Annotated in this window: 17 protein-coding genes; 11 read left to right on the top strand and 6 right to left on the bottom strand. The window is 76.0% G+C overall.

The genetic code is table 11. From position 1 onward, the window contains the following. The first annotated feature begins 36 nt into the window (after positions 1 to 36). The 3 genes from AMOR_RS22225 to AMOR_RS22215 are packed head-to-tail and all read left to right on the top strand — an operon-like array spanning position 37 to position 3,233. Complete coding sequence (locus tag AMOR_RS22225; protein ID WP_248354255.1) at positions 37 to 1,605, top strand: FG-GAP repeat domain-containing protein; 1,569 nt, start codon at positions 37 to 39, stop codon at positions 1,603 to 1,605. Between the two features lie 48 nt (positions 1,606 to 1,653). Next, positions 1,654 to 2,397: a radical SAM protein gene (locus AMOR_RS22220; protein WP_248354254.1), complete on the top strand. Its 744-nt coding sequence runs from the start codon at positions 1,654 to 1,656 to the stop codon at positions 2,395 to 2,397. Then, complete coding sequence (locus AMOR_RS22215; protein WP_248354252.1) at positions 2,394 to 3,233, top strand: hypothetical protein; 840 nt, start codon at positions 2,394 to 2,396, stop codon at positions 3,231 to 3,233. Before AMOR_RS22220 ends, AMOR_RS22215 begins: the two co-directional genes overlap by 4 nt. A gap of 33 nt (positions 3,234 to 3,266) precedes the next feature. On the opposite strand, the gene AMOR_RS22210 is transcribed toward AMOR_RS22215, so the two are convergent. Both AMOR_RS22210 and AMOR_RS22205 read right to left on the bottom strand, forming a co-directional pair. After that, positions 3,267 to 3,674 carry a tautomerase family protein gene (locus AMOR_RS22210; protein ID WP_248354250.1) on the bottom strand — a complete coding sequence of 136 codons (408 nt, stop codon included), beginning with the start codon at positions 3,672 to 3,674 and terminating at the stop codon, positions 3,267 to 3,269. 83 nt (positions 3,675 to 3,757) lie between these two features. After that, positions 3,758 to 4,909 (bottom strand): esterase/lipase family protein, encoded by a 1,152-nt coding sequence (locus AMOR_RS22205; protein ID WP_248354248.1) that lies wholly within the window; start codon positions 4,907 to 4,909, stop codon positions 3,758 to 3,760. A 286-nt stretch (positions 4,910 to 5,195) separates the two neighbouring features. Between AMOR_RS22205 and AMOR_RS22200 the strand changes: the two genes are divergently transcribed. Together AMOR_RS22200 and AMOR_RS22195 are read left to right on the top strand one after the other, a co-directional pair. Beyond that, positions 5,196 to 8,111 (top strand): HYR domain-containing protein, encoded by a 2,916-nt coding sequence (locus AMOR_RS22200; RefSeq protein WP_248354246.1) that lies wholly within the window; start codon positions 5,196 to 5,198, stop codon positions 8,109 to 8,111. A 328-nt stretch (positions 8,112 to 8,439) separates the two neighbouring features. Beyond that, positions 8,440 to 9,015: a hypothetical protein gene (locus tag AMOR_RS22195; RefSeq protein WP_248354245.1), complete on the top strand. Its 576-nt coding sequence runs from the start codon at positions 8,440 to 8,442 to the stop codon at positions 9,013 to 9,015. 33 nt (positions 9,016 to 9,048) lie between these two features. On the opposite strand, the gene AMOR_RS22190 is transcribed toward AMOR_RS22195, so the two are convergent. After that, complete coding sequence (locus tag AMOR_RS22190; protein WP_248354243.1) at positions 9,049 to 11,748, bottom strand: phosphoenolpyruvate carboxylase; 2,700 nt, start codon at positions 11,746 to 11,748, stop codon at positions 9,049 to 9,051. 157 nt (positions 11,749 to 11,905) lie between these two features. Next, entirely contained in the window at positions 11,906 to 12,616 is a 711-nt protein-coding gene (locus AMOR_RS22185) for an SDR family NAD(P)-dependent oxidoreductase (RefSeq protein WP_248354241.1), read from the bottom strand. 157 nt (positions 12,617 to 12,773) lie between these two features. On the opposite strand from AMOR_RS22185, the gene AMOR_RS22180 reads away from it, so the two are divergent. The 5 genes from AMOR_RS22180 (at position 12,774) to AMOR_RS22160 (ending at position 16,682) form a co-directional block, all read left to right on the top strand. After that, positions 12,774 to 13,490, top strand: coding sequence for a class I SAM-dependent methyltransferase (locus AMOR_RS22180; protein ID WP_248354239.1), 717 nt, complete (start codon positions 12,774 to 12,776; stop codon positions 13,488 to 13,490). Positions 13,491 to 13,555: 65 nt separating this feature from the next. Next, positions 13,556 to 14,200, top strand: a complete 645-nt coding sequence (locus AMOR_RS22175) for a tetratricopeptide repeat protein (RefSeq protein WP_248354237.1) — start codon at positions 13,556 to 13,558, stop codon at positions 14,198 to 14,200. 45 nt (positions 14,201 to 14,245) lie between these two features. Beyond that, positions 14,246 to 15,292: a ChaN family lipoprotein gene (locus AMOR_RS22170; RefSeq protein WP_248354235.1), complete on the top strand. Its 1,047-nt coding sequence runs from the start codon at positions 14,246 to 14,248 to the stop codon at positions 15,290 to 15,292. Between the two features lie 75 nt (positions 15,293 to 15,367). Further along, positions 15,368 to 15,958, top strand: a complete 591-nt coding sequence (locus AMOR_RS22165) for a hypothetical protein (protein WP_248354233.1) — start codon at positions 15,368 to 15,370, stop codon at positions 15,956 to 15,958. Positions 15,959 to 16,016: 58 nt separating this feature from the next. After that, the gene (locus AMOR_RS22160) at positions 16,017 to 16,682 is read left to right on the top strand and encodes a class I SAM-dependent methyltransferase (protein WP_248354231.1); all 666 of its coding nucleotides are present in this window, start codon (positions 16,017 to 16,019) and stop codon (positions 16,680 to 16,682) included. Here the strand turns inward: AMOR_RS22160 and AMOR_RS22155 are convergent. Continuing rightward, the gene (locus AMOR_RS22155; protein ID WP_248354229.1) at positions 16,663 to 17,922 is read right to left on the bottom strand and encodes a hypothetical protein; all 1,260 of its coding nucleotides are present in this window, start codon (positions 17,920 to 17,922) and stop codon (positions 16,663 to 16,665) included. The two genes, AMOR_RS22160 and AMOR_RS22155, sit on opposite strands and share 20 nt — an antisense overlap. A gap of 686 nt (positions 17,923 to 18,608) precedes the next feature. Here AMOR_RS22155 and AMOR_RS22150 point away from each other — a divergent pair. Beyond that, entirely contained in the window at positions 18,609 to 20,090 is a 1,482-nt protein-coding gene (locus tag AMOR_RS22150) for a M48 family metallopeptidase (RefSeq protein ID WP_248354227.1), read from the top strand. 753 nt (positions 20,091 to 20,843) lie between these two features. On the opposite strand, the gene AMOR_RS22145 is transcribed toward AMOR_RS22150, so the two are convergent. After that, entirely contained in the window at positions 20,844 to 25,169 is a 4,326-nt protein-coding gene (locus AMOR_RS22145; RefSeq protein ID WP_248354225.1) for a BadF/BadG/BcrA/BcrD ATPase family protein, read from the bottom strand. Positions 25,170 to 25,251: the final 82 nt, after the last annotated feature.

Below are 25,251 nucleotides of genomic sequence, written 5' to 3'. Positions count from 1 at the left end.
AGGGTTCCCTTCCGGTACCCTCGACCGGAGGCCCGCATGCCCAACGCTCGCCCGCTCGCCTGTGCCGTGCTCCTCGCGGCCGCCTGCTCCTCGTCGACCGTCCGCACACCGTCCGCGGGGCCGGTCGCGTACGGCGCCCCCGAGCTGCTCTGGGCGCGCGGCGGGTGCTTCGAGTCGTGGTGCCAGACCGGCTGGTACGCCTCGCCCGCGCTGGCCGATCTCGACGGCGACGGCGTCCCCGAGGTCGTCTGGGGCGCGTCCGACGTCGTCGCGCTCCGCGCGTCGGACGGCGCGCTCCTCTGGCGCGCGCCGGGCTCCGGCCGCGTCTGGGCGCCCATCGCGGTGGCCGATCTCGACGGCGACGGGAAGCCGGAGATCGTCGTCGGGCGCAACGGCGATCTCCTCACGGTCTACGGGCCCGACGGGCAGGTCCGCTGGAGCCGCAACCCGTTCGGCGCCGGGGAGCTCCGGAGCGTCGCCGTCGCCGACCTCGACGGCGACGGCAAGCTCGAGATCGTCGTCGGCCGGGCGAGCGGAGGCGACACCGAGCAGGTCGCGGCCTACTCGGCCGCGGGCGTCCTCCTCCCCGGCTTCCCCGCGCGCCGCGCCGGCGAGCCCGGCAACGGCTGGGGGATGTACAACCAGAACCTCGCGATCGCGGACCTCGACGGCGACGGCACCCGGGAGATCGTCGCGCCGACCGACACGCACTACGTCACCGCGCTCGACCGGCTCGGGAACCAGCTCGGCGTGAACGCGCGGTACGCGCCGCGCGCGGTCTGGGCGGAGGTCGGTGTGCACGTGGACGACGCCGTCGATCTCCGCGGCTACGCGCTCTGCGGGACCGAGCACCGGCCCAACTTCGCGATGTCGGCGCCGGCCATCGGCGACCTCGACGGCGAGGGCACGAAGGAGATCGTGGTCGTCGGGGACGTCTACGACTGCGGCTCCGACCCGTACCGCAGCCTGTACCACATGCCGTTCGTCCTGAACCGCGACCGGAGCCGCTGGAAGACGGCGGCGTACGACTGGACGGTGATCCCCTCCCCGCGCGCCGACGCCGGCCCGCGCTCGCAGGACGACGCGGTGATCTTCCCGGCGCTCCCGAACGCGGTCCTCGCGGACCTGGACGGCGACGGGAAGAAGGAGATCCTCTTCGCCTCCTGGGACGGGAAGGTGCACGCGTTCGGTCCGGACCGGAAGGAGCACGGCGCGTGGCCGTTCACCGTGCCGGGCCCTGGCGCGATCCGGTTCGCGAGCGAGCCGGCGGTGGTGGACCTCGACGGCGACGGCCAGGCGGAGGTGATCTTCGCTTCCTGGCCCGACGTCGCGAGCGGCGCGACGGGGAAGCTGTACGTCCTCGACGCGCTCGGCCGCCTCGCCTACGCGGTGGACCTCCCGCCGTCGTTCCCGGCGGGCGACTGGAACGGCGGGCTCGGCGCGCCGACGGTGGCGCGCCTCGCGCCGGGCGGCGACGTGTACGTCTTCCTCGGCACCGCGCAGTCGGGCGTCGTCGCGTTCCGGATCCCGCACAGCGCGGGCGCGCGCCTGCTGTGGCCGACGGGGCGCGGCAACCTCCGGCGGGACGGGACCCCGCCCGCGTAGCTCACGGCGCCGCGCTCCGCGACCGCGCGCGCTGCTACGATGCCGGGCATGGAGCGGCTCTCGCTCGAGCTCACCGACCGCTGCGCGAAGGCGTGCGCCTTCTGCTACGCCCGCGCGCGGCCCGACGGGACGCGCGCGTGGGCTCCGGAGGACGTGATCGCCCTCGCGCTGGACTGCGCCGCGCACGGCACGCGCGCGATCTCGTTCGGCGGCGGCGAGCCGCTCGAGTACCCGCACCTCGGCGCGGTGCTCGCCGCGACGCGCGGCCGCCTCTTCCGCTCGATCACCACGAGCGGGCTCCTCCTCGACACGGCGCTCGGCGCCCTCGCGGCGGCCGCGCCCGAGAAGGTCCACGTCTCGATCCACCACCCCGGCGATGGCGCCGAGGTCGCGCGCGCGATCCGGCAGGTGGCCGCGCTCGAGGCGCGCGGGATCCGGGGCGGCGTGAACGTGCTCGTGCGGCGCTCCGGCCTCGCCGCGGCGCGCGCCGCCGGCGCGGCCCTCCGCGCCGCCGGCATCGGCGAGGACCGGATCGTCTGGCTGCCCATGCGCCCGGACGACACGCCCTCCCCCGCCGAGCTCGCCGCCGCGGCGGGCGGCCCGTTCCAGTCGGCGACGTGCCTCGGCGGCTGCGCCCCGAGCCCGCGCTTCGCCTCGCTCGCCGCGGACGGGACCGTCGCCGCCTGCTCGTACACCCGGAGCCGCGCGCCGCTCCAGGCCATGACCCACCGCGCGCTCCGCGCCGCGCTCGCGGTCGCGCCGCTCGTCCCCTGCGGAGGACCCCCGCCATGAGCGATCGCCCCGACTTCCCCGCCGCGCACAGCATGGACACCGCCTGGTTCGCGGTGGACCGGGACGGGCACGTGGCGTTGTTCCAGACCGGCGAGTCCGGCGCCGTCCCGACGGACGCGTACCTCGGCGAGGACGGCTTCGCGCCGCTCGAGGCGCTGCCGGTCCGCGGCGAGGCGCTGCGCGTCGCGCCGCTGCCCGGCTGGAAGCACGAGACGCAGCACGGCGTGAGCGCCAGCCTGCTCCAGGCGGCGATCTTCCACCTCCGCGACGAGGGTCCGGTCGCGGCCGAGCTCGCGGCGGGGAGCGCGGCGCGCGTGCCGGCCGCGGGGACCGTCGCGGTCCGCGTCGCCGCGCCGGACGCTGCGCTCATCGAGCGCCTCCACGCCAGCGGCGCCTGCCTCGCGTGCGCGTACCACTTCGAGGAGGCCGACGAGCTCACCGGCGCGCCGCGCGGCCTCTACGACTACGAGCACGTCACCGAGAACTGGATCGCCGGCCCGTACCGGCTCTCGGCGAAGCCGTCGAGCCCGGCGCGCCTCGAGGATCTCCCCCGCGACGTCCGGAAGCACGTGGTGAGGTTCGAGGGCCGCTTCGACGAGGCGCCGCTCGTGAACCCGCCGGCGATCTGGCCGTGCGAGTCGTGGGAGGCCATCTGGATCGACCTCGACGGGAAGACGGTCCGCCCCGTCCCGGGTCGGGAGGGGGACTACGACGAGGCGGCGGCGAACGCCGCGGACGGGTTCGCGGAGGAGGGGCTGGTGTTCGATCCGCCCCCGCACCCGCCCGCGCCGAAGCCGCAGCGCGCCACGCGGAGGCCCTGGTGGAAGTTCTGGTGAGCGCCGCGCCCGCCCCTCGCGGCGGCCCGGGCGTCAGCGCTTCCCGCCCGCGAGCGGATCCTCCCCCTCCGACCACGACGGCAGCACCTTCTCCTCGAGCTGGAAGTGCTCGCCGTCGTGCTCCGTGTACACGACGTACACCGCCTTCTTCGGCACGCCGAACGCCTCGTTCAGCTCGTCGATGATCGCGAGCGCGAGCCGGCGCTTCTGGTCCTTCGTCCGGCCCAGCCGGATGTCGGCGTTCAGGATGGCGATCCCCTTCGCCGGATCCACGGCGCGGCCGAACACGAGGTCGTCGCGCCCGTAGCAGCGGAGCGTGATCGCGATGTGGTCGGTGCCGGTGTCCATGATCGTCGAGAAGTGCCGGACCACGGCCTTCCCGAAGCGGGCCTTCTGCTCGGGCGTGGGCGTGAAGTTGAGCTCGAACTGGAGGTGGGGCATGGCGGCCTCGGAGTCGGGGATCCGCCACCTGGCGTAATCGGGGGATTCGCCGCGCGCCACGGCGGCGGACCGTGGAGCGAACGTCACCGGACGAGCGCGGGGCCGCGTCTCGTCGCGCCGCTCCCGAGGTAGGCGGCGACGGCCGTCCAGAGCTCCTCGAACTGCGCGCGCGTGAACCCCGTCCCCGAGGTGAGCCAGTCGAAGTGCGGCGGCACGTGCGTCGGGAGGTTGAAGTGTCCGATCACGTCGAGGTGGTCGGCCCAGACCGCCCGGATCACCTCGCCCCAGACCTGGCTCCGGGTCGGGACCATCCCGTCGTTCGCGCGGGCGTCCGGGAGCCGCCCGTACGCGAGCCGCAGCGGGTACGCCTGCTGGAGCGTGAGGGGCGGCTCCTTCTTCCGCGGCGTCCCCGACGCGACGCGGTACAGCCCGACGTAGAGCGCGTGCGTGGCCTGCCCGTAAGGCGAGAGCCCCGCGCCGATCGCGGAGCGGAGGCCGGGCGGCCGCGCCTGGCTGACGACGCAGCCGTAGCGGACCCCGGGGCGGTCCTCCGTCGAGGCGTTGAACACGTCCATGCCGGCGGGCGTGATCTGCCCCACGAGATCCTGATCCTGCCCGAGGCTCTCGAAGAACCGCTCGAGGCGGTGGCGGCGCTCCCGGGAGAAGTCGGCGAGGAGCTGCCCGAAGAGCTGGTCGACGACGCCCTTCGGCGCCACCCGCGGCCGCCGCACGATCCCCGCGAGCCGGAGCACCGCGCTCATCGGCAGCCGGCCCGCGCGGATCGAGTAGATGGTCGCGAGGGACAGGATGCGGAGCAGCTGCTGGCCGAGCAGGTTGTTGAAGAAATGCGCGACCGGCGTGCCGTAGTGCGGCGCCGACACCGTGACGACGCTGTGGACGGCTCGCGCGCACGACTCGACGTCGACGTCGGTCGGGAGCTTCACGTCGGGCGACACGACCAGCCGCGCGTCGAGGCCGCCGCTCGAGTGCCCGACGATGGAGATCTCGCCGCCGGCGCGCTCGAGCAGGTCCGTCATCGCCTCCGCGAGGAGCGCGGCGCGGCGGGAGAGCGTCGCCGTCGGAGCGGTCTTGATGACGCGGATCTCGCCGTCGAGCCCCTGGTCCGGCCCGATCTCCGCGAGGAGATCCTTCACGTGCGCGAAGTAGGCGAAGTCGCCGAGGTTCGCGAACCCGAAGAAGCCGGGGACGAGGAGCACGTGGTGCGGCGCCGGCACCGGGTGAGTCTAGCGCCCGGGCCTCGAGTCCCGCGGGATCGCGGCGGGGCGCGCGATCGCCGGCCCTGCGGCCCCGCGTGACCTCTGCACGGTGGGTGACAGCTCCCCACGCGGGGTGCGGCGAAGCGGCAGCTCCTCCCGTCCGCGACGTGGGCACCCGTGCGTGTTGTCAGGCGCTCGTGTGACTGACGGCGCTCGTGTCAGCACGGGTAGGCTCCCGACACACGTGGGTTCCGCCTCCTGGCGGATCTCGAATACGCAGCGATCGACGCGTCCTGGGGGGGCCATGTCACGATCGTCTCTGTTCGCACTCGCCGTGCTCGTCTCGACGACGTCGGTGCAGGCGCAGGATGCGGGTGGACCGGGGCACGCATCCGCGCTCCTGCCGGACCAGACCGTCGTGGTGATCGGCGGCACCGGCGCGGACGGCACGCCCACCGGCGCCACGCTGACGTACGCGCCGCTCGACGCGGCGGGCTCGCCGGCTGGGGCGCTCGGCGTGCCCCGGGCCTACCACTCCGCGACCTCGCTCTACGACGGCCGGATCGTGGTGATCGGCGGGAACGACGGCGCCGGGGCGATCGGCTCGATCGAGCTCTTCGATCCGCTGCTGAACGGGTTCCGCCCGAGCGCCGCGACGCTCGCGGCGCCGCGCCAGCAGCATCAGGCCATCGCGCTCGCCGACGGGCGCGTGCTCGTCCGCGGCGGCCGCGACGGAGCGGTGCCGGTCACGACGGACGAGGTCTACGACCCGCGGACGGACACCATCGGTCCAGCGCCGGCGGGCCTGGCGGTCGCGACCGTGACGACGGACCGCCCCGACTACCTGCCGGGAGACACCGTGTACGTGAGCGGCGCCGGGTTCGCGCCGGGGGAGACGGTGCTGCTGCTGATCGACGAGGAGCCGCTCCAGCACGTCCCGCGCGTGTTCACGTCGGTCGCGAACGACCGCGGCGAGGTGTGGGACTTCACGACGCTGCTCGTCGAGCCGCGCGATCTCGGGGCGAGCTTCACGCTGCACGCGGTGGGCGCGTCGTCGGGGCTGACGGCGGACGTTGGATTCACGGACGGTGCGGTGCTGCAGGTCACGGGGCTGCCGGGGTCGCTCTCGCTCGTCGTCGGCGACGTCCAGACGTTCACGTTCCGCATCAGCACGAAGAAGGACGCGCCGTTCAGGAACGTCCAGGTGTCCGTCGCCCTCCCGGCCGGGCTGGAGGGCGCCTCCGCGATCCCTCCGCCGTTCGACCTCGGCGCCGGCGCGGACGTGACGTTTCCGTTCGCGGTGCGGGCAGCCGCCCCCGCGTCGGGCACGATCACGATCGGCGTGGCGGGCACCTCCGCGAACCCGGCGGTCGTGTGCTCCGACAAGAACGATCCGTGCAGCGACGCCAAGACGCTGGGCTTCACGGTCACCGCGCGGTCGGACACGACGCCGCCCGTCGTCACCGTACCGGGCGACATGACGGTCGAGGCGGCCTCGCGCGATGGCGCCCTCGTGACGTTCTCCTCCTCCGCGACGGACGACGTCAGCGGCTCCGTCCCGGTCACCTGCACCCCTCCGTCCGGTGGCACCTTCGCGCTCGCGACGACGACCGTGACCTGCCGCGCGAACGACGCCGCCGGGAACACCGGGACGGCCTCCTTCACGATCACGGTCCGCGACACGACCAGGCCCACCTTCGGCGTGCTCCCGGCCCCGGTCGTCGAGGCGACCGGCCCGGACGGCGCCGCCGTCGACTTCGGCGCGGTGAAGGCCACGGACGCCGTCGACGGCGAGATCACCGCGACGTGCGTCCCGGCCTCCGGGACCACGTTCGCGGTGGGCAACACCGAGGTCACCTGCACGGCCGCCGACCACGCCACGAACGCCGCCACCGCGAGGTTCACCGTCACCGTCCGGGACACGACCCCACCCGCCTTCGGCGCGCTGCCCGCGCCCGTGGTCGAGGCGACCGGTCCGGCCGGCGCGGTCGTCGACTTCGGCACGGTGAAGGCCACCGACCTGGTCGACGGAGAGATCACCGCGACGTGCACCCCCGGATCGGGCACGACGTTCGCGGTCGGACGGACGCAGGTCACCTGCACCGCGACCGACCGCGCGACGAACTCCGCGGCCGCGACGTTCACGGTCACCGTCCGCGACACCACCCCGCCCGCATTCGGAGCGCTCCCGGCGCCCGTCGTCGAGGCGACCGGCCCGGGCGGCGCCCTCGTCGACTACGGCGCAGTGAAGGCGACGGACGTCGTCGACGGCGAGGTCACCGCCACCTGCACGCCCGCGTCGAACACGACGTTCGCGCTCGGGAAGACCGAGGTCACCTGCACCGCCGCGGACCGCGCCACGAACTCCGCGACCGCGAAGTTCACCGTCACCGTCCGCGACACGACGCCGCCCATCTTCGGTGCGCTGCCAGCCCCCGTGGTCGAGGCGACCGGCCCCAACGGCGCGGTGGTGACCTACGGCGTCGTCGACGCGGCCGACCTCGTGGACGGTACCGTCGTTGCGAGCTGCTCGCCCGCGTCCGGGTCGACGTTCGCGCTCGGCGCGACGCCCGTGAGCTGCACCGCGACGGACCGAGCGGGGAACTCCGCTCCCGCGACGTTCACCGTCACCGTCCGCGACACCACCCCGCCCGCCATCTCCGCGCCGCCGGACCTGGTCGTGGAGGCGACCGCGGCGACCGGCGCGGTGGTCGCCTACGCGGACGTCTATGCGACTGACCTCGTGTCCGGAGTCTCGAAGGCGAGCTGCACCCAGGCCTCGGGGAGCACGTTCGCTCCGGGCGTCACGGTGGTCACGTGCGCCGCGACGGACGGCGCCGGCAACACCGGCCACGCGAGCTTCGACGTGTGGGTCCAGTTCAGCTGGTCCGGCCTCCTGCAGCCGATCGGACGCGAGAACAACAGCGCGTTCAAGGCGGGCAGCACCATCCCGGTGAAGTTCACGCTCGACGGCGCCAGCGCCGGGGTCACGGAGCTTCGCGCCGCGATCGCGGTGTTCAGGGTGGGTAACGAGCCGACCGGCACGGCTCTCGAGGACGTCACCGAGACCGTCCCGGACACCGGGACGCTCTTCCGCCACGACAGCGGGCAGTACATCTACAACCTGTCGACGAAGGGCTACGTCGGAGGCGATTACTGGATCTACGTGAACCTGGGCGACGGCCTCGCGCGGGCGACGAAGATCTCTCTGCGGAAATGACGGGTCGAGGTCGCTCGATGAGGAAGTCCTCCCTCTCCCCCCGCGAAGCGAAGCGCAGCGGGGGGAGAGGGCCGGGGTGAGGGGGGCCGCGGGCCGTCGCCGGTCCGGACGCGGGCCAGGGTCCACGGGCCACGCGACGCGGGTCACGGGCACGGAGCGGCCGGGTACGTTCACGGGCACGGGTACGGGCACGCGGAACGTGGCCGAGGGCAGTCCGGCTCGCGCCGTGCACTCACACCCCCTCGCCGCCCGCAACCGCCCGGAAACTCCGGGCGGCGCGGCCGGCGGGACACGGCCCCCGGTGGCCGGGCGGACACGGAGACCCCCCATGCCAGCCCTCTCGCTCGTCGCAGCCCTTCTCCTCGCCGCGGGTAGCCCGACCCCGGACGCTGCCCCCTCCCCCGCGCCGCGCCCCCCGGCGCTCGTCTGGGTCGAGCACGATCTCGGCTGGGCGACGGTGCGCGTGCCGTCCGGCTGGATCGCCGTCGCGCGGTGCGGTCCGGAGGTGCCGGACAACCCCGCCTGTGGCTGCGCGCTCTCCGCGGCCGAGTTCCAGGACGGCGACGGCGCCTTCTTCGTCGTCGCGCTCGACCGCGACGGCTGCAGCGGCGGCAGCGGTGCCTGGGAGCTCGGCCTCGCCCCCACGGGCGACCGCGTCCGCGTGGTCGCGGCCCCGCCGCCCGGCTGCTTCGCGACGGATGGCGTGATGGACGACGCGGACGCCGACTGCACCGAGCCGACCGTGCTCGTCACCGCGGCGACGGCGGCCGCCGGCCACGGCTACACGTTCCAGTTCGGGCACGAGGCGGGCCGTGACCGGTTCGACGCCGCGCTCTTCCGGACGATGATCGAGTCCACGCGGCTCGCGCCGCGCTGGGCGGTCGCCGCGGTCCTCGAGCGGTGACGAGCTCCGGCGGGCCGCACCGGCCGGCCCGGCTCACCCGACCGTCTGCAGCCCCGCCGCGATCCCGTTCACCGTGAGCAGGAGCGCTTCCCGCACCCGCTCGCGCGCCTCGCCCTCCTCCTGCTGGAGGCGCGCGAGCAGCTCGATCTGCACGTGCGAGAGCACGTCCACGTACGGGTTCCGGCGCGCGGCCGCCCGGGCCACGGCGGGCCACGGCGTCATGAGCCCTGGATCGCCGGTCACCTCCAGGATCCGCTCCACGGTCCGCCGGTGCTCCGCGGCGATGAGGTCGAAGACGTCGCGGTCCGCGGGCGCCGCGAGCCGGGCGTACTGCGCCGCGACGTCCAGGTCGGCCTGCGTGAGCGCGAGCCGCGCGTCGTCGACCAGGGCACGGACGAGCGGCCACTCGCGGTAGAGCGCCTGCGCCGCCTGCAGCCCGTCCTGCTCGACCAGCGCCGCGAGGGCGGTGCCGAGGCCGAACCAGCCCGGGAGGCCGTGCCGGCTCTGGTTCCACGAGAAGACCCAGGGGATCGCGCGCAGGGCCTCGAGCGTCACCTTCCCCGTCCGGCTGGCGGGGCGCGACGCGAACCGCAGCTCCGGGACCTCCGCCATGGGCGTCGCCGCGAGCGCGTACCGGGCGAGCCGGTCGGGATCCGCGACCAGGCCCCGGTAGGCGTCGAGCGCCGCGGCCGCGGCGCGCTCGAGCCGTCGCTCCCGCTCGTCCCCCGCGTCCGCGGCGGCCGGCGCGCCCGCCCCGAACGACGCGACCAGCACCGCGTTCACCATCTGCTCGAGATCGCGCCGGGCGATGTCCATCCGCCCGTAGCGGGCTGCGATGGTCTCGCCCTGCTCCGTCACGCGGAACCGGCCGCGCAGCGCCGCCCGGGGCTGCGCGCGGATCGCGCGGTTCGCCGGGCCGCCGCCGCGCCCCACCGCGCCACCGCGGCCGTGGAACACCGTGAGCGTCACGCCCTGCGACTCCGCGACCTGCGCGAGCGCGAGCTGCGCCTTGTGCAGCGCGACCCGGCTCGGGACGTAGCCGACCTGCTTGCCGGAGTCGGAGTAGCCGACCATCACCTCGAGCTCGCCGCGGAGCGCGGCCCGGAGCGGCGGGATCGAGAGCACCTGCTCGGCGAGCGCCCCGGCCGCCTCGAGGTCCTCCAGCTGCTCGAGGAGCGGCACCGGCCGCAGCTCGTCCGGCGCGAGCCGCGCCGCGCGCGCGAGGAGCAGCACCTCGAGGAGGTCGCTCGCGGTGCTCGTGAACGAGACGACGTACCGCTCGCACGCCTCGGGCCCCGCGATCCGCCGCGCGCGCCCGACGACCACGAGTGTCTCGACCGCGTCCCGCGCCTCCGGCGGGAGGCGCGCGCGATCCGGCGCCGGGAGCGAGGGGCGCGCCAGCAGCTCGCCCAGGACGGCCACCCGGCGCGCCTCGGGCAGTGCCGCGTAGCCGGCGAGCCCGCCCTGCGCGAGGATCGCGTCCACCGCGCGCGCGTGGACGTCCGAGTGCTGGCGGACGTCGAGGGTGGCGAGGTGGAACCCGAACACCTCCGCGCGCCGGCGCACGTCCTCGAGCCGCCCGCGTGCGAGGCGCTGGAGCCCGCTCGCGGAGAGGGCGCGCTGCAGCAGCTCCAGGTCGTCCTGGTACGCGCGCGCGTCCGCATATCCGCCCTCGCCCGCGCCCCTCGAGGCCTCGAGGCGCGCCGCGACGAACCGGAGCTTCTCCCGGAACCGCTCGTCGGGCCGCAGCGACCGGTTGTCCGAGGGCGGCTCCCCGAGCCGCTCCCGGTCGGCCGCGATCGACGCCTCGAGCTCCTCGAGCGCGGCCGCGCCCGCGGGCGCGGCGGCGGACAGCTCGCGCCAGAGGGCCCGCGCGTCCGCGGCGTGGCGCGCGAGCGCCGTGGCGCGCTGCCCGGCGAACGCGGCCCGGGTCACGTCGGCGGTGACGAACGGGTTGCCGTCGCGGTCGCCACCGATCCACGTCCCGAAGCGGAGGAACGGCGGGATCCGCAGCGACACGCCCGGCCACGCGGCGGCGAGCGCGTCGGCGAGCGACCGGTACACGGCGGGCACCGCGTCGAGCAACGTCCGCTCGAACACGAGCAGCCCGGCGCGCACCTCGTCGTACGGCGTCGGGCGCGCGGTGCGTGACGCGCGCGTCGCGGCGAGCGCGGTCACCACCTCCCGGAGGCGCTCCTCCGCCGCGCGGCGCCCGCGGTCCCCGCCACGCGGGTCGTCGAGGCGGTCGAGCGCCGCCGCGACCTCGGCGAGGTGGTCGAGGACGGTCCGGCGTCGCGCCTCGGTCGGGTGCGCCGTCAGCACCGGCATCACGAGCATCCGGTCGAGCAGCGCCTGGACGTCCTCGGCGGTCGCGCCGGCGCCGCGCAGCTCCTCGCACGCCGCCGCCACCGAGCCCTCGATGGGCGCGTCGAGCCGGTCGCGCGCCCGGATCGCGCGGGCCCGGTGCTGCTCCTCCGCGGAGTTGATGAGGTGGAAGAAGTCGGTGAACGCCTCGGCGAGGAGCGCGAGCTCCGGGACCGAGCGCTCGCGGATCGCGCCGGCGAACGCGTCGCGCCCGCCCGGCAGCCGCCCCTGGCGCAGGGCGACGGCGGACTGCCGGACGCGCTCGACGAGCTCGAGCGCGCCCGGCCCGCTCAGCTCGGAGATGGTCTCGCCGAGGATGCGGCCGAGCTGCCGGATCTGCTCCTGCAGGACCTGTTCGCCTTCCGCCATCCCCCTCTCCTGCGAGGCGGCGGGCCCGGCGTCAAAGCGGCGTGGCGCGGCACCCGTTCCGGGGGGACGGGCGGGCGATCAGCCCCGGCGTGCGGTGACGGGCTCCTACCCGATCGCGCGCGGCCGGCACCGGCACCGCGCTCGCCTCCATCGGCCGTCATCCCGCGCCGCGGATGGGGATCGCCGCCCCGGTCACCGCCCGCGCCGCGTCGGAGCAGAGGAACAGGATCGCCGCCGCCACGTCCTCGGTCCGTGCCCAGCCGCGCCGGTCCGCGTCCGGCATCGCCACGCGGTTCGCCGGCGTGTCCATCGTCCCGGGCAGCACCACGTTCACCCGCACGCCGCGGCCGCGCGCCTCGTCCGCCGCGGCGAGGAACAGCGCGACCACCGCTGCCTTGGAGGCGGCGTACGAGGCCTGCCCGGGCTGCGCGCCGACCGCCGCGAGCGACGCGACCTCGACGATGACGCCGCCGCCCTGGCGGATCATCGGCGGCAGCGCGGCCCGGAGCAGCGCGTGCCCGGGCGCGAGGTTCGCCGCGATCATCCGGGCGAGGGTCTCGGGCGCCTCCTCGTACACCGGCGAGCCACCCGCCCAGGCGCCGACCGCGTTGACGACGGCGTCGAGCGAGCCGCCCCGCGCGGCCTCCGCGACGGCGTGGGCCGCCTGCGCCGGGTCCGCCACGTCGGCCGAGACGAAGACGAGGTGGTCCCGCGCGTTTCCCGCGGCGCGGGCGAGGCCGTCGGCCTCGCTGGCGCGCCGCCCCGCGACGGTCACGCGGGCGCCCTCCGCGAGGAACGCGAGCGAGATCGCCTGGCCGAGCGCGCCGGTGCCGCCGGCGACGAGCACGTTTCGATCCGTGAAGCGCATCGGGTCCTCCTGGCGTGGTCCGGGGGAACGATAGTGGAGGCCGCGGAACGCGCCTGGCCCGGGTGGGAGCGCGACCGCGCGACCGGGGCCCCCCGACCTCGACCCCGCCCTCCACCTCGACGCCGACCTCGCCCCCGTTCCCGGGTAGGATCTCTCCATGCCCGACGTGAAGCAGGTCTTCGACGCCGCGGCGGACGGCTACGACGCCCTCCGCCGGCGGCTCATCCCCTGCTTCGACGGCTTCTACGGCACGGCGGCCGACCTCGTCGCAGCGCACCTCCCTCCGGACCGCCCCTCGCGCGTCCTCGACCTCGGCGCCGGGACGGGGCTCCTCTCGGCCGAGATCCTCCGGCGGGTCCCGGCCGCGACGGCGACCCTGCTCGACTTCTCGGGCGAGATGCTCGCCCGCGCGCGCGCCCGGTTCGACGCCGCGGCGCCGGGGCGGGTCGCGATCCGCGCCGGCGACTACGTGCGCGCGCCGCTCGAGGGGCCGTGGGACGCGATCGTGTCGGCGCTCTCGATCCACCACCTCCCGGATCCGGAGAAGCGCGCGGTGTACGCGCGCGCGCTCGCCGCGCTCCGCCCCGGCGGCCTCCTGGTGAACGCGGACAACGTCCTCGCGGAGGATCCGGCGGCCGCCGCCCGCGACCGGGCGCTCTGGATCGCCGCCGTCCGCGCCACCGGCATCGCGCCGGCGGACCTGGACGCCGCCCTCGAGCGCACGAAGGTCGACGTCCTCGCGCCGCTCGCGCTGCAGCTCGGGTGGCTCCGGGAGCTCGGCTTCACCGCCGTCGACTGCGTCTTCAAGTGGCACCACTTCGCCGTCCTCGCGGGCGTCCGCCCGGCCGCTTCGGGGCCCCCCGCGGCGCGGTGACGAACCGCTGGCGCCGCGCGCCGAGACGTGCTTTTTTCTCGCGGTCCCCAACGGGAGGTCTCGACGTGAACCGCTATACGCTGCTCGGCCTCGTGGCCGGCCTCATCGTCGGCGCCGCGATCGGCTACAAGGCCGGCGCGAAGAGCGCGGAGATGGATCGTGGCCCCACGCCGATCGCGGAGGCGCCTGCCTTCCCCCCGATGGGCGGCATGCCGCCGCAGGGTGCCGCGCCCGCCAGCCCGAACAAGCTCCAGGCGCTCCAGCAGATCCCGATGCTGCAGCAGGTCGTGGCGAAGGACCCGAAGAACCACGACGCGTGGGTCACGCTCGGCAACGCCTACTTCGACAGCGAGCAGCCCCAGAAGTCGGTCGAGGCCTACGGGCGCGCGCTCGAGCTCAAGCCGAACGATCCGAACGTCCTCACGGATCAGGGCGTCATGTATCGCGCGCTCGGCCAGTACGACCGCGCGATCGAGAACTTCGAGAAGGCGAACAAGGCCGATCCGACGCACACCCAGAGCCTCTTCAACGAGGGCGTCGTGTACCTGAACGACCTGCACGACGCGGCGAAGGCACGGGTGGCGTGGCAGAAGGTCATCGACACGGCCCCGAACAGCCCGCAGGCGACGCAGGCGCGGGACGGCCTGCGGGAGATGGAGGCGCACGCCCCTTCTCCGGCGCCGGCGCAGGCGCCCGCGAACAAGAAGTAGCGCGCGGGACTCGACTGGCGCCGCGCGGCGCCGTATCTGGAAGTCATGCCGCGCCGCGCCCCCCCGACCGCCCTGCTCCTCGCCGCGCTCGTCGCCGCCTGCGCCCCCTCGCGGGCGATGCTCGTGTCCCAGCCGCTCGCCCCCGGGCGCGGCTGGCTGAGCCCGCTCCACCAGGATCACCCGCTCGCGGGGAAGATCTGGGACGTCCGCGGTCAGCGGTTCGTGGACGAGGCCACGCTCGTGGCGGCGCTCGCCGGCGCGCGCACCGTCCTGCTCGGCGAGACCCACGACAACGCCGATCACCACGTCCTCCAGGCGCGGCTCGTGCGCGCCCTCGATGGCGCGGGCCGCACGCCCGCCGTCGCCTTCGAGATGCTCTCGGTCGAGCAGCAGCCCACGATCGACGCGGCGCTCGCCGTGCCGCAACCGACCGCCGACGCCCTCGCGGCCGCGGTCCAGTGGGACAGGAGCGGCTGGCCGGAGTTCGAGATGTACCGGCCCGTGTTCGTCGCCGCGGTCGACGCCAAGCTGCGGGTCATCGGTGCGAACCTGCCGCGCAAGGACGTCCGCCGGGTGGTGATGGACGGCGAGAAGGCGCTGCCACCCGCCGTCGCCGCGCGGATCGCGAAGCTCGGGCCGCCCTCGCCGGCGGAGCGCGAGGCGCTCCGGAAGGAGATGGAGGAGGCGCACTGCGGGGAGCTGCCGGAGACGCAGATGGATCCGATGATCCTCGGCCAGCGCGCCCGCGACGCGCAGATGGCCGAGTCGGTGCTCGCGGCCGGCGCTCCGGGCGGGGCGGTGCTCGTGTGCGGCTCCCAGCACGCGCGGCTCGATCGCGGCGTCCCCGCGTACCTCGCGGGCGAGGGCGGTCCCGTCGTGTCGCTCGCGTTCCGGGAGGTCACCCCCGATCACCGCGCGCCCGCCGAGTACGCGGAGGACGACGAGCACGGCGCGCTGCCGTTCGACTTCGTCGTGTTCACGCCCGGTGCCGAGCGCGAGGATCCGTGCGAGGGGCTGCGGGCGAAGATGCGCTCGAGGAAGTCCGCGCCCCAGGGCAAACCCGCGCCGGCGGAGCCGCCGAAGGCTCCTTAGTCGGCCCCGGCGTCCGCCCGCCCTGCTACGCTCTCGTCCGCGGCGCCGCGAGGGCGCCGGGGAGGTTCGCCCGGGGTGAGCGATCTCGAGCTTCACGGTCTCGTCGTGCCCGGCGTCGCGCTCGCCGCGGCCGGGGGGCTCTTCTCCGCGATCTGGAGCTACGTCACTCAGCGCCGGCTCCAGGCGCTCACGGCCCGCCTCGACGCGCGCGGCATCGTGCTCGGCGCGCTGCACGGACGCCGTGTCGAGGCCGCGGTGCGCCTCTGGGGCGAGGCGGCCGCCTTCGAGCAGGCGCTCGGGGATCTCGTGCTGCCGTACCACGACCTCGCGCTCGACGAGGACGCGACCCGCGACGAGCGGCGGCGGTCGTTCCTCGCCCACGAGGCGCGGACCGCGCGCACGCTCGCGGCGCTCTTCCCGAAGCTGATGCGCGCGACGGCCTCGGCGGAGTGCCTCCTCGACGCCGACACCGGCGCCCGGGCCCGCGCCCTCGCCGACGCGTGGTCGGACGCGCACGGGCGGTACTGGGCCTCGCGCAGCGAGCCCGACGGCGAGGAGAAGCGCCGGCTCCGCGCCGGGGCCCGCGAGCGGCTCGAGGCGGCCGCGGCGATCCGGACCGAGCTGCTCGACCGGCTCCGGTCGGTGCTGCGCTCGGCGGACGTGTAGCGGGTGCGCGTCTAGCGCCCGCTTGACCGCGCCCGGTCCGGAGCGGAAGGTGGCTCCCGTGTCCGCTCACCCCCGCACCGCCGAGGAGCTCGCCGCGTTCGTGCGGGCGCGGACCGCGCCGGCGCCGGTGCCGCTCGTGCCGGAGCTGCGTCTCTACCAGGCGACGGAGCTGACCCCGCTCTGGCATGCCACGGCGGCGGAGCTCGCCGGCTGGGACGACTCGCCCTACTGGGCGTTCCCGTGGGCCGGCGGCCAGGCGCTCGCGCGGACGATCCTCGACGCACCCGCGCTCGTCGCGGGGCGCCGCGTCTTCGACTTCGCCACCGGGAGCGGGCTCGTGGCGCTCGCCGCGGCGCGGGCGGGCGCGGCCGAGGTGGTCGCCTGCGATCTCGACCCGTTCTGCGCGGCGGCCGTGGGGCTGAACGCGGCGCTGAACGGGATCGCGCTCCCCTTCCGCGCCGGCGATCCGATCGACGATCGGCTCGATGGGGTGGACGTGCTCCTCGCCGGCGACGTCTTCTACGAGCGCGTCCTCGCGGCGCGCGCGATCGCCTGGTTCAGGACGCTCGCGGCGCGCGGCGTCCGGGTGCTGGCGGGCGATGCCGGGCGCGCGTACGCGCCCGGGAACGGGTTCACGGTCCGCGCCGTCCACGTCGTGCCGACGACCGTGGAGATCGAGGACGCGCCCGTGCGGAGCGCCAGGGTCATCGAGCTCCTCCCGTGAGGTCGGCGCCGGCGCGCACCGGTCCGAGATCGCTCCACCACCCGAGCGACAGCGCGACGTTGCGGTAGCGCGACGCCACGTCCCCGCCGAGCGCGAGCTGGACGTCCCACGGCCAGCACGGGATCCGTTGCTCGACGCCGAACGTCCCGTGCCAGCGGGGCGCGGCCCCGGTCCGCGACGGCTCGACGTAGCTCCCGCCGCGGACGCGGATCCAGTCCGGCAGGATCTCCCACTCGGCGCCGGCGCGGAGCGCCAGGCTCGGTCGCCGGCCGGACGCGAGCGCGGGGGCGCCGTCGACGAGCGTGCTCTCGAGTCCGACCGCGTTCGCGACCGGCCCGATCACGTCCACCTGCGCCGTCACGAGGACCGGGCGTCGAGCGGCGGGCTCCCAGTCCGGGCCCTCGCCCCACTCCGGGTGGACGGCGAGCGCGATCGGCGGCGGCTCGTTGTAGCGGCGCGCGTTCGCACCCAGCCAGGCGGACGCGCCGGCGGAGACGCTCCACGGGTACACGAGCGCGGCGGGGGTCCGGACGGGGAACGCCGCCCGGTCGGTGTCGGGCCGGGCGCGCGCGCCGGGATCGTAGGCGAGCCCGAGGCGGAAGGGGAGGCCGCGCGGACGCCAGAGCGCGCCGAGCCGGAGGCGCTCGCAGGAGTAGCGCAGCCGCGCGTCCACGACGCCGGTCGCGGCGAGCGCGGTGAGCGTGCCGCGGCCGGTGGTCGCGGCGGCGCCGAGGACGAGCGAGTCCTGCCATCCAGACCAGCCGAGGGCGACCCAGGTGTCGGCGGTGTCGAGCTGGACGCGCCGCCCGTCCGCGTGGACCGCCGTCGTGCTCCAGCCGCGGGCGAGGATCCCGGCGCCGAGGCGACCGGCCTGGAGACCGCCGCCCAGCTCCGCGCTCGACCGCGCCGCGAGCCCGCCGTCGAGGCGACCGTCGTTGTCGAGGTCCTGACCCGCGACGTCGCCGGGCGGCGGCAGGTACCACGTGAGCACGCCGTCCAGATCCCAGGGCCGGTCGAGGTGACGGCGGCGGTGCGCGACCGCGGCCGGGTTCGACGGGACGCCGGCGAGGCCCTCGGCGACGCCGGCGTACGCGCCGGCGAGCCCGACCACCCGCCCGTTCGTGATGGTGGGCCCGCCGTAGGTGTCGAGCGCCTGCGTGCCGTCGAACTGCGCGGCGGCAGTGCGGGGCCGCGCGAGCAGGGCGACCGCGAGGGCGAGCGCGAGGCGGCGCGTGAGCATCGCACGCGCACGGTAGCAGAGCGCGCGCGGTGCACGGATTGAGCGGCGTCAGAGACGACACAGCGCGGCCGATCGATGCCGCGCCGCAGCGGCCCGCCCGGCCGTGCGCCTCCCCACGCGGTCGTCGCGAGTGCCCTTGCAGCCGGGTCGCGGCCTGCCCACGTTTCTGTCGCGGCACCCACACCGCCCACCGACGCGAAGCTGCGCGGGGGTGGAAGGCGGGCGTCGCAGGCGGAGTTTCGCTCCGCTGCTCGTGGGCGGCGACGGGAACACGGGCCTCCTGGCTCCCCGGAGACCGCCGCGGATGGTGAAGCGAAGCTCCGTGGAGGCGGCTCGCGAGGGCCGCCTCTCTTTTATGCGGGGCGTGCCGCCCCGCCCCGCCGGCAGAGCCGTCGGGGCCCCACCCCTGCTCGCGGGGGCCCGTGACCGCTCGCGCCCGCCTTCGCGGGCGCGCGAGCGGTCCCCCGCGGCGCGCTTCGCGCGCGGGCGTGCCACCCCGCCGGCGAAGCCGAGCGGTCCGCGTAGCGGACGCTTTCCCATCGACAGCCCCACCCCAGCGCGGGGGCCCGTGACCGCTCGCGCCCGCCTTCGCGGGCGCGCGAGCGGTCCTCGGCGCCCTTCGCGCGGACCGCGCGAGGCGGGTGGCCGCGCGCGGAGCGGGCGGCTACCATCCTGCGGAGGTGGTCGTGCCTCGCGCCCCGTCCCTCGCCGCCCGCGCGCTCCTCGCGCTCGCCCTGCTCGCCGGGTTCTACCTGGCCGCGCTCGCGGTCGCGGCGGCGCTCCTCTGGATCCCGGTCTCGCGCTGGCGCGGCGGCGCCGGCCTCGTCCCCGGCGACTTCCTGCTCGCCGCGCTCGCCGCGTTCGTCGTGCGCGGCACGTTCCTGGTCCGGGCACCGCGCTTCGAGCCGCCCGGCCCCGAGGTGCTCCCGGCCGATCAGCCGGAGCTCCTCGCGCTCATCCGGCGCGTGGCCGCGCGGCTCGGGACGTCGATGCCGCGACACGTCTACCTCGTCCCCGACGTCAACGCCTACGTCGCGGAGGTCGGCGGGTTCCTCGGCTTCGGCGCGCGCCGGGTCGTCGGGGTCGGCCTCGGGCTGCTCGCGGTGCAGACGGTGTCGCAGCTCGAGGGGACGCTCGCGCACGAGCTCGGTCACCACGCCGGCGGCGATACCCGGCTCGGCGGCCTGGCGTACCGGACGCGGGCGGCGATCGCCCGCGTGGTGGAGTCGCTCGACCGGACCTGGATCTCCGCGCCCTTCCGGCTCTACTTCGTGCTGTACCTGCGGGTCACGCAGGGGCTGTCCCGGCAGCAGGAGCTCGCCGCGGACCGCTGCGGCGCCGCCGTCGCGGGAGCCGCCGCGCAGATCGCCGCGCTCGAGCGCGCGAGCCGATCGGGAGTGCTCTTCGGGTCGTTCCTCGCCGAGGAGGTGCAGCCGCTCCTCGAGTGCGGGCACCGCCCGTACAACCTCTACGACGGGTTCCGCGCGTACGAGGAGGAGCTGGCGGCGCAGGGGCGCGTCGCGCGCGTCGAGGCCGCCCTCGCCGGCGGCCAGACCGATCCGTACGACAGCCATCCTTCTCTTGCGGAGCGGGTCACCGCCCTCCGCGCGCTCGGCGCGGCGACCGCGCCCGTCGACGATCGCCCCGCGCGGAGCCTGCTCGCGAACGCGGAGCGGCTCGAGCGCGAGCTGACGGCCACGCTCACGGCGCGCGCGGCGCCGGGCGAGCACCTCGAGCCGGTCACGTGGCCCGACGTCGCGGTCCGCGTCTTCGGGCCGCGGCTCGTCGAGGAGAGCCGCCGGCACGCAGCACGGATCTCGCGCGCGTACGGCGGCGCCGCGACACCCGACGCCGCCCTGCGTGCGCTCGCGGCGACGCTCGCCCGGTCGCACGACGAGGCGGCGGCGCTCGTGCTGGAGCCCGATCTCGCCGGCGTCCCCGCCGACGAGCGCGGCGCGTACGTGGAGCAGATCGTCGGGCGCGCCCTCGGCGCGCTCCTCGGCGCGTCGCTCGTGGACCGTGGCGGGACGTGGCGGAGCGAGGTCGGGCGGCCGCTCGAGGTGATGCTCGGCGCCGAGGTGGTGGCGCCGTACGAGGTCGCGGCGGAGGCGCTCGCCCACCGCGACGCGCTGGTCGAGACCGTCCTGCGGCCGGTGGATCCGGCGTGAGCGGCGGTCACTGCAGGTCGCACAACATCATCTCGGCGCGGAGGGTGTTCGGGGACGACTGGATGGATAGATAGTGCGACCACATCCCGGCGCACGTGAAGCGGGCCGTGATGGAGCGGGACGGTGAGTGGAACCGGCGCAGGTCCGCGGCGAGAGGAACGACCTCGGCGGGCCTCGGCGTGGGGGCAGAAGCATTTACTTCACGCTTAGTGAGTTCGCCTGACGAACCGGACGTTCGGTTCCCCGCCGGCCCGGCTTCGAGCGGGAGAGTCGGAGTCGTGTAGGCGGGGCCGGCGGCGAACTCGGAGGTCCGCACCGGACAGACGATGGTCCGGGTCGGAGGCGCGGGGTGCGGCTGGAGCTCCGCGAGGACCTCCATCGCCTCTCGCCGGGAGAGCCCGAAGAACCGGGGCAGCACGGTCTCCCAGTTCTCGGTGGTGACGTCGCATGTTCGAATCGACCCGGTCCCCGCGGAGCTGTTCCCCGCTCGCGGCCCGCGGCCCGCGGCTCGAGCTTGCTCAGCTCCGAACGCCCGGCGCCGCAACGCAGGCTTCTTGTGGGCCGATCCACGCTGCGACGCCCCGTCCACGCGGCTCCGCCCCCGCCGTCCCCGTCTTCTCAGCCCCTTCCCCGCTCAACCACCAGCCACGGCGGCTCCCGCGATCACGATCGCCGGCGCGCCAGGCCTCGCGGAGACACGTGATGAATCGTCAGCCCAGTGGGGCTTCAGCCAGGCCGAGCGGGGAAGATCGCTTACGACAGCACCTCGTCCGGCTCCGCGCCCGGCCCGTCCGCGTCCACCGCGTGCGGGGGCGGCGGGAGGCGGGAGCGGCCGGCGCGGCGGTGGCGCGCCCGCGCGTGCACCTCGAACGCGAACGCCTCGAGCGACTCCGGGTCGACGGGATCACCGTTCAGCGAGAGCGTGAGCGAGAGCAGCCCCTCGGCCTCGCCGGCGTGGACGAGCTGCGTCTCCGCGAGCTTGTTCGGCATGCACTCGAGCGGACCGACCGACAGCACCGCGTCCACCTGCCGCCGGCGCCACGCGTGCAGCGAGGCGCCGAGCGTGAGCACCGCCTCGCCCTCCACCGCGTCGCGGAGGTAGTCGCGCGCGGAGCGCACGACGTCGCGGACGTACGGCGCGGTCTCCCAGCCCATCGCCGCGGCGACGGGCGCCTCGCACGATCGCTCGATGCGCCGCCGGACCCAGGCGTCGAGCCGGCCCGCGAGCGTGCGCCGCCGGCCGCGCACGCCGAGCCAGTCGGAGTACTGCAGGAACTCCGTGACGGGGGAGATGCGCGCGCGGATCCCGCGCCGGGCGAGAGCGTCGACGGCGTGGCCGTTCGCGATCGGGACGTTCCGTACGTAGATCTCGCCGACGACCTGCACGAGCGGCAGGTCCTCGCCGGTGGAAGCCGCCGCGAGATCCGCGGCCGCCTCGGCGAGGAGCGCGGGGACGCCCCAGACGCGCCCCGCCCCGACCTCGCGCAGCACGCGCGCGACGGAGAGGTCTCCGCGGCCCTCGCGCCGGACGAGGGCGAGCAGGCGCGCGTGGTGCCGGGCCCAGATCGCGTCGGCGACGCCCGGCCGGACCTCGCGCGGCCGCACGTCGTGGAGCGCGTCGCGGAGCAGGTCCGTCGCGGCGACGCCGGCGAGGACGAGCGCGCCGAACCCGGGCTGGACGCCCTGGAAGTAGTCGCCGAACGGCGGCGACCAGATCGAGACGCGATCGCCGTGGCCGAGGCGATCGAGGACCAGCTGGTGGACCTCCTTGTACGTGCCGAAGCGGCACGGCCCGTCGGTGCCGGGCATGAGGAACGCGAACCGCTCGGTGCCGGCGCCGGGCCGCTCCACGCGCTCGAGCAGGCTCCCGAGCGTGAGGATCATCGGGAGGCACTCCTTCCCGGAGGTGTGCCGCCGGCCGATCGCGAGGGCGGCCGGGCCCGGGTCGGGCAGCGCCTCGGCGTTCGCGCCGGTGCCGCGCAGCGCCTCCGCCACGACCTCCGCCGCCGGCCCCAGGGACGGGACCAGGATCCGGTCCCCCGACGCGACGAGCTCGCGGAGGGAGCGGCTCCGGACCGTGAGGCGGCGCTCCGGGCGCGGCGCGCGGTCCCGCCCGCCGGCGCGGTGCTCCCGGGCGCAGTGCAGGAAGGCCTCCACGCGGGTCTTCGTGCCGGCGTCGCCGGCGTGACCGTCGGTCTCGATGACAGCGAACGGCTTCCCCTCCATGAGCGCGGCGAACAGGTGGAGCGTGAAGCTGTCCGGCCCGCAGGAGTAGTTCGAGGCGAAGAGCGCGTACGGCCCGGGCGTGCGCCGGATCTGCCACGCAGCGCGGAGGATCCGCTGCCCATGCCCCCAGTACATGTTCGGGAAGAGCGGCGCGGCGGGATCGACGGGGTACGCGTCGACGGGGATCGCGACGGCGCCCTGCTCGCGGAGGATGGCCGGTACGTTCGAGTTCAGCACCTCGTCGTGGATGGTGTACGTGCGCCCGAGCACGACGACCGGGAGGAGGCCGTCCGCCTCGCAGCGGGCGAGGGCCTCGCGGCCGGCGTCGAGGAGCCGCGCGTCGAACTCGAGCTGGGCGGCGCGCGCCTCGGCCCACGCGTCCCGCCAGCGCCCGCCCCGGACGCCGAGGTCCGTGGCGAGCCGGCGGCAGGACTCGAGGAGCCCCGGCGAGTCGAGGGCGCCCGCGCCGACGTCGAACACCGGCGCGACGAGCCGGTCGCGCGCCGCGCCGAGGTCCCACCGGAGCACGTCCGGGCTGCCCTGCACGACCGGGCAGAGCTGGGAGGCGCGCTCATCGCCGACGCGCGGGACCTCGCGCACGAGCGGGACGAGGAGCCGGTCGGCGTCGCTCTCGGCGAGCGCCGCGACCGCGCCGTGGAACTGCTGCATCGGGGCGCAGAACGGCACGTTCGCGCCCTCGGCGCCGCGCTTCAGCGCCGCGCGCCCTCCGCCGTCCCTCACCTCCACGCGGTGGCCGAGCGCGTCCACGAAGGTGGCGAAGAACGGCAGCATCCCCCGGAGCTGGAACGCGTCGACGAGCGCGACGCGCTCGCCGTTCCGCCCGTTCGCGGCGAGCCGCTCGACGAGCGCGGCCGTGAGCGCGGCGCGGGCGCGGAACGGATCGGGCGTACCCTCGGGCAGCTTCGCGCGGCGGGTGCCCTTGTCGTGGAGCGCGCAGCCGCCGCCCCAGGTGAACCGCTGGGCCGCCCCCTCGACCACCGTCGTGAGCCGGTCGATGCGGCACTTGTTGCCGGCGCCGCCGCAGCCCGCCGCCGAGCCGCAGACGAACGTGTCCTTCCGCTCGACGTGGGCGGCGAGGAACCGCTGCGGGTCGAGGGCCGGCCGCGCCGCGACCTCCGCCGCGTCGGCGGCGAGCAGCGCGATCCCGAGCGCGCCGACGGTCCCGGGGCTCGGCGGCACCACCACCTCCGCCCCGGTCTGGCGGGCGACGGCGGCGGCGAGCGCGTCGGCGCTGAACGGCATCCCCTGGCAGAAGACGACCTCGCCGACCGACCGGCTCCCCTTCACCCGGTTCAGGTAGTTGGCGATCACCGACTCGTAGAGGCCGGCGACGATCCCGTCGTGCGGCACGCCCGCGGCGATCGCCTCGTCGATGACCTCCGCCATGAAGATCGAGCAGTGCTGGCCGAGCGAGGCGCTGGCCTCCGCGCCGAGGGCGATCTCGCCGAGGCGGGCCACGTCGTCCACGCCCTCGAAGCGGCGGCCCTGCTCCTCGATGAACGAGCCGGTCCCCGCGCTGCACGCCTCGTTCATGGCGGCGTCCACGACGCGGCCGTGGTCGAGCCGGATGTACTTCGCGTCCTGCCCGCCGATCTCGAAGATCGTGTCGACGCGCGGGTCGTGGTGCAGCGCGCCGCGCGCGTGCGCGGCGATCTCGTTCAGCACGAAGACCGCGTCCGCGCCGTAGCAGGTGGCGAGGAGCGAGCCGACGATCTCGCGCCCGCTGCCGGTCGCCCCGAACCCGCGGAGCGCGCCGGCGGCGGCCGGCCCGTCGAGGAACGCGCGGACCAGCGCCTGGGCGGCGCCCACCGGGTCGCCGCGGGTCCGGAGGTAGCCCTCCCAGACCGGCGCGCCGCGTGCGAGGTCGAGGGCGACCGCCTTCGACCCGGTGGAGCCGACGTCGAGGCCGAGCACGACGCCGGCGCCGGGCTCGATGGCGAGCGCGGGGCCGGCGGAGAGCCGCCTGACCCGCCCGAGCGCGCCGCGGAGCGGCGGCAGCCGGTCGACGCGCGCCTCGTCGGCGGCCCGCAGGAGCGCATCGAGCGGCGGCGGGGAGGAGTCGAGCCGCGCCGCGTGCACCGCGCAGCCGGCGGCGTCGAGGTGGACGCCGAGCTCGGGATCGAGGTCGACGAGCGTCATCCCACGCGCCTCGAGGAACCGGCGCACGTGGTCGCGGACGCGCTCGGCGCGCGCGACGCCTCCTGCGAGGACGACGCGCGGCGGGCATCGGCGCGGCTTCACGAGCGCCTCGGCGCTCTCCGCGATGGCGTCGAAGAGGCCGGCGAGGATCCGATCCTGCGGCTCGCCCTTGTTGGCGAGGTGGGTCATGTCCGTCTTCAGGATCACCGGGCAGCGGCCGGACAGCGGCGCGGCGTCGGGTGCGGCCGCGGCGCGCGCGGCGGCCTCCTCGACGCCGAGCCCGAACCGCTCCACGAGCTGGCGGAGGAAGTTGCCGGTGCCCTGGGCGCAACGCGCGCTCTCGCGCCGCGACGGCTCGCCGGCCTCGGGCAGCTCGACGACGGAGATGCCGCGGCTCCCGATCGTGACGACGGTGACCGCGCCCGGACCGAGCAGGAGCCGGACGCCCTCCACGACCGCGCCCTTCTGCGGGACGCGCTCGAGCGCGACCTGCCGCCCGAGGCGTCCGGTCACCGCGGCCCGCGCCACGCCGTCCCAGTCCCAGGCGGCGAGCGCCTCGACGAGCCGTGGACCGGGCGCCTTCCCGTGGGGGACGAGGGCGCGGCGCACGAGCCGCGTGCCTTCCGGCCCCACCGCCAGCTCGACGATCTTGATGGTCTCGGCCCCGAGGTCGATCCCGACGTGACGTGTCATCCCGCCTCCGCGGCGCAAGGTAGCAGGACCCGCCCCGGAGGTGTCATTTCACCGACGTGACGCACGAACCCGGCGGCGCCCG

The organism is Anaeromyxobacter oryzae, from assembly GCF_023169945.1.
GTDB lineage: Bacteria > Myxococcota > Myxococcia > Myxococcales > Anaeromyxobacteraceae > Anaeromyxobacter > Anaeromyxobacter oryzae.
This window is presented reverse-complemented; position numbering and strand designations above follow the sequence as displayed.